This window comes from Nocardia sp. NPDC004722, assembly GCF_053601505.1.
Genome location: NZ_JBSGBY010000680.1, coordinates 1 through 4,303 on the forward strand (window position 1 = coordinate 1; position 4,303 = coordinate 4,303).

The 4,303-nt window shown below is 70.8% G+C and carries 2 protein-coding genes and 1 pseudogene; all 3 read right to left on the minus strand.

Annotation, left to right across the window (positions count from 1 at the left end; all coding sequences use genetic code 11):
• Positions 1-272 (minus strand): annotated as a pseudogene (locus ACWELQ_RS39615) (2-nitropropane dioxygenase); the annotation flags it as partial.
• Complete coding sequence (locus tag ACWELQ_RS39620) at positions 269-2,287, minus strand: beta-ketoacyl synthase (protein WP_452402141.1); 2,019 nt, start codon at positions 2,285-2,287, stop codon at positions 269-271. The pseudogene ACWELQ_RS39615 and the gene ACWELQ_RS39620, both read right to left, overlap by 4 nt.
• A partial coding sequence (locus ACWELQ_RS39625) for a KR domain-containing protein (RefSeq protein ID WP_452402142.1) occupies positions 2,284-4,303 on the minus strand: 2,020 nt, incomplete at its 5' end. The genes ACWELQ_RS39625 and ACWELQ_RS39620, both read right to left, overlap by 4 nt.

Sequence of the window (4,303 nt, forward strand, 5' to 3'; positions counted from 1 at the left end):
ACCAGCGCGGGCGAGGCGATGCCGTTGGCCATGGCCCCGGCCGCGTAGGCGGCCCGCACCCCGTGGGCGGCACGGAAAGCACTGTCGCCCAGTCGGTGCGTGGGCAGTGGCCCCACCGCCGCGAGCACCGGGCCGCGCGCGGCCAGATCCTCGTCGGCGGTGGCGGCGACCCGGCCGTCGTGCCGGATGATCCAGCACGGACGGTCCAGATCGCGCAGCAATGCGGCGATCTCCTCGGCGGTCTCGGCGACCGGATTGCTGAGGGTGGTCACGACTGCGCCTTTCGGTCGGCGAGTTCCACGGACAGGTCGATCAGTTCGTAGATGCGCAGGCCCGGCTTCCACAGCGAGCCGTCCACCACCACGGTCGCGCCGTGCGGGCCGCGATGCACCGACTTGATGTGCGCCTCGAGTTCGACGGTGCCGTCCGTGGGCAGGAATTGGCCGCGATAGCGCCAGCTGAAGGCGATGTCGCGGGGAATCCGGAACACCGGATCGCTCAGGCCGTCGGCGAGACCGGCGTCGAGCATCCATTCCTGCACGGCGTGGATCACCGATTCGACGCCCAGCGAGCCCGGGATCACCGGGTCCAGGTGGAAGTGCCGGGCGAAGAACCAATCCTGCGGATCGATGGCGCGCAGCGAACGCAGGTAGCCCGCACCGTAATTGCCGCCGCCGTCGACGACCTCGACCCGGTCGATGAGCGCCAGCTTGCGCCGCGAGCAGGCCCGCGACCCGGGGTCGCCGCGGCGCGCGGCCACGTCGATGACGCGAGTGGCGGCCTCGGGGTGTTCCGAGAGCCAGCTCGGCACATACCTTCCGGCGTCCAGTCCGGTCTGGTTGCCCAGGGCTTGATCGCTGAAGTAGCCGAACATGGTCTCGCCGCGATAGAACGGTTCACCGTCGACGCTGAGGGTGTAGTCGAAGGTCTGCAAGGACGAGCCCGGCAGGATGGTGGTCGACAGCAGGCGCGAGGACTGCTGGATCGTCTTGCCGCGCAGGTCGATCTGCCGCAACACGGTGGCGCTGCCGCCCAGGTTGCGCAGGCTCAGGGTGGTGCCGGGCTGGGTCAGCGTCGGCCCCGCGTAGTAGCCCATGAGCAGCGCCGCCTGCAGTGAGGTCTCCATGTAGACGAAGTGCGGCATGGAGTCGTTGGCGGTGTCGCCGTAGTACCAGGAGTCGGCGGGTGAGTCGTATTCGGTGTCGTACGCGGCGGATTCGAGGTTGCCGCGTTCGCCGTCGAAGCGCAGCACCCGGTCCACCAGCAGCAGCCCGCCGGTGGGCAGGCGGGTCGCCCGCACGCCGGTGTACTCGGCGAATTCCGGTCCCATGGCGATGGCCTGGTCGCCGCGCGCCAGGTGTGCCATGTGGAATTCGTTGAGCAGCACACGCGGTACCGCCTGTCCCGGCCCGATGTCCGCGCCGAGCCGTTCGGCCACCATCACGGTGACCGCCAGCACCGCACCGCTGTCGAGGGTGGCGCTCGCCTGTAGGAACGGGCGGGGCACCAGATCGAGCCGGTCCACCACCAGATCCACGGTGCCGCTGCCGAATCCGGCGTCGGATTCGGCCACGCCGCCGGTGAGCGTGCTGCCCGACAGGCACAGCGGCATCCCGGTGTAGAGAGCGAACACCTCCGCCGCTTGGAGAGCCGCGGCGCGGGGATCGCCTTCGAAAGAGGCAACGACCCGGCCGTGGCCGGTTCCGCCGTACAGCTCGATCGAGGTCACCTCGGTGAGCGTGAGCGGAGTGGTGGCCGCCAGCCGGGCGGTCACTTCCACTCCGGCCCGCCGGTGGGTGGTACCGAAGACCGCACCCATCTCCGCCTCCGTCAGCTGCCGCAGGGCCGCAGAGCCGAGCCGCGAGACCTCGGTGCGGGCAAGAGGTTTGAACGAGCCCTCCACCGCATGGACAGTCCGCGCCACCGACGACGCGACCGGCGGAACAGTAGGAGCAACCACCGAGGTGCCGGTCGCACCCGCCACGCTGCCTCGGGCCCGCCGCCACACCTCGCGCTGCAGGGCCGTCTGGGCGCTCAAGGCCGCCCGGTGCGCCTCGATGACGCCCGCCCGGATCTGCGCGATCGCAGCGGCGGCCACCGGATGCACAGGTGAGGTGTCCACCGGCTGTGCCGCGGGGTCGTGCACCCGCCTGGTCGAGGCTTCGACCTGGTCCGGAACAGGCTGCGATGCAACCGGTTCGGGTGATGTAACCGGTTCGGGTTGGGGCGCGCTCGAGCGCGCGCCGATCGGATCGAAGGCGATGCCGTCGAAGTCGAGTGCCGTCATGCCGTCCACCGCCTCACCGAGGTCTGGAACTTCTCCGTCAGATCGGGTGTCGTGAGTACCGCGACATCCGAGAACCGTTGCAGCACCGTGCCGTCGAGGGCCAGTGCGGTCGAATCGATCAGGGCTTCCATGCGGGTCGCGCGGGGGTTGTCGACGACCACCAGGAAGGGTTCGCCGATCGGCAGCGGACGGTGGTAGTCGATGCGGCCGACGCCCAGGGGCAGGCAGGCCGCGCCGAGCAGCCGGTGTCCCAGCACCAACGGGGCTTGCAGAATCAGGTCGGCCCGGACCGGATCGTGCAGGCGACTCGCGAAACTGCCGTGCGCCACCGGATCCGCGTCCAGAGCGCATTCCAGGACGATGGCCTCGTCGCTGGCCGACCGCACCGCGCGCAGCCCTTGCAGGGCGGGCGCGTGGAACTCGATTCCGTCGCGGTAGAGGTAGCCGGCGTCGCTGCCGGGCCCGCTCGGAACCTGCTGCCGGGCCGGGGTTTCCGGTTCGTCAGCGAGCAACAGCGTGGCCTGGAATCGGGCCGCGCCGTCGCCGAACACGTTGGCGCGCACCGCGGTCCGCCCGTCGACCTCGCTGACCGGCTCGAGTTCCACCTCGATACTCGGGATCGGGTGATCGAACACCAGACCCTTGAGCACCTGCAACCCGTGCACCCCCACCACGATCCGGCCCGGCCGGGTGCGTTCGGCGAGGTTCACCATGGCACCGAGCCCAAAGGTGGCAGGTAGCACGATGTGCTCACCGATGCGGTGCGCGTCGATGACCGGCTCGGTCACCAGTTCCGCAATCCCGCGCCGGGCCCGCACCGTCGCGGGCTCGGCGCTCGCCACCGACAAGGCTGTAGCGGAACCGATCAACAGCACCGGTTCGGGACGACGGGCGGCCGAGAACTGCGCGGTGAACGCGGCGGCCCCGGCGGCCGGCGCCAGCAGCGGCACGCCACGAGACCGGAAGTGCTCCCGCAGTTCGGGACTCACCATGCCGCCATCCCAGGCACCCCAGTCCAGGGCAGTGACCCGGCGGTCCGCATCCTGAGCGCCCCAGCTGACCGCGAACCGAGTAAGAGCCTCGTTGGCCGCCGCGTAATCGCCCTGCCCGGTATTGCCGAACAGTCCGGCTACCGAGGTGAACAGCACCAGATGCCGAACCTCCCCGACCGCCTCCAACACCGCCGCCAACCCGGCCAGCTTGGGCCCGAGCACCCGCCCGATCGATTCAGCCGTCTTATCCGGAATCAGTGAATCCGCAAGGACTCCGGCCCCATGCACGACGCCCGTGATCTGCCCGCGCCGCTCAGTGCCGACAGTGGGAGAGAGCCCGTCGCCGTCTCGCCAGCGCGCGAGCGCGGCGGTCAGTGCCTCGGTGTCGGTGGCGTCGACTGCCAGATAGTCCGCTCGATCGCCGAGTTCGGCCAGGGTGGCACGGATTTCGCGCACCGCGCGGATACGCCCGCAGGCGTTGTCGATCTCGCGCGGCTTGAGGCCGGTACCGGCAAGGGCTCGCACCGCGGCCGCTTTGAGGTCGGCGTCGGCGATATCGGTCGCCCACTCCGGATCCGCCGTCAGATCGGTGCGGCCCAGCAGGACGAAGCGGCAGGCGCTGGTACGGGCCAGGGCGAGCACACAGGTCGCGGTGACGCCGCGGGCCCCGCCGGTCACCACCAGGGTGTCCGCCTCGGTCAGCAGCGACGGACCGAAGTCGGTTCCCGCGCGGACGATCTCGACGGTCGTGGCGGCACCGTAGCGGCTGGGCACCGGGGTGCGGCGAGCCCCCGCGGCGTCCACGCCGACCTCGACGGTGTCGATCGCGGCGTCGCAGAGCTCTTCCAGCGCGACCTCGGCCAACCGGTGCGGCAGCGCCGCGGGATCGATGTCGAGTGCGCGGCAGAACAGCCCGGGCTGCTCCGCGGCCAGGGTTTTCACCAGCCCGCCGAGCCCGCCCAGCAGCGCCGCCACCGGCTCCGCGTCGCCGCGCAGGCCCAGGTGACCGTCGAGCCGGGTGATC

Excerpts from the sequence above, each read along its gene's own strand:
- ACWELQ_RS39620 (WP_452402141.1), bottom strand. The coding sequence starts at position 2,287 with ATGACGGCACTCGACTTCGACGGCATCGCCTTCGATCCGATCGGCGCG.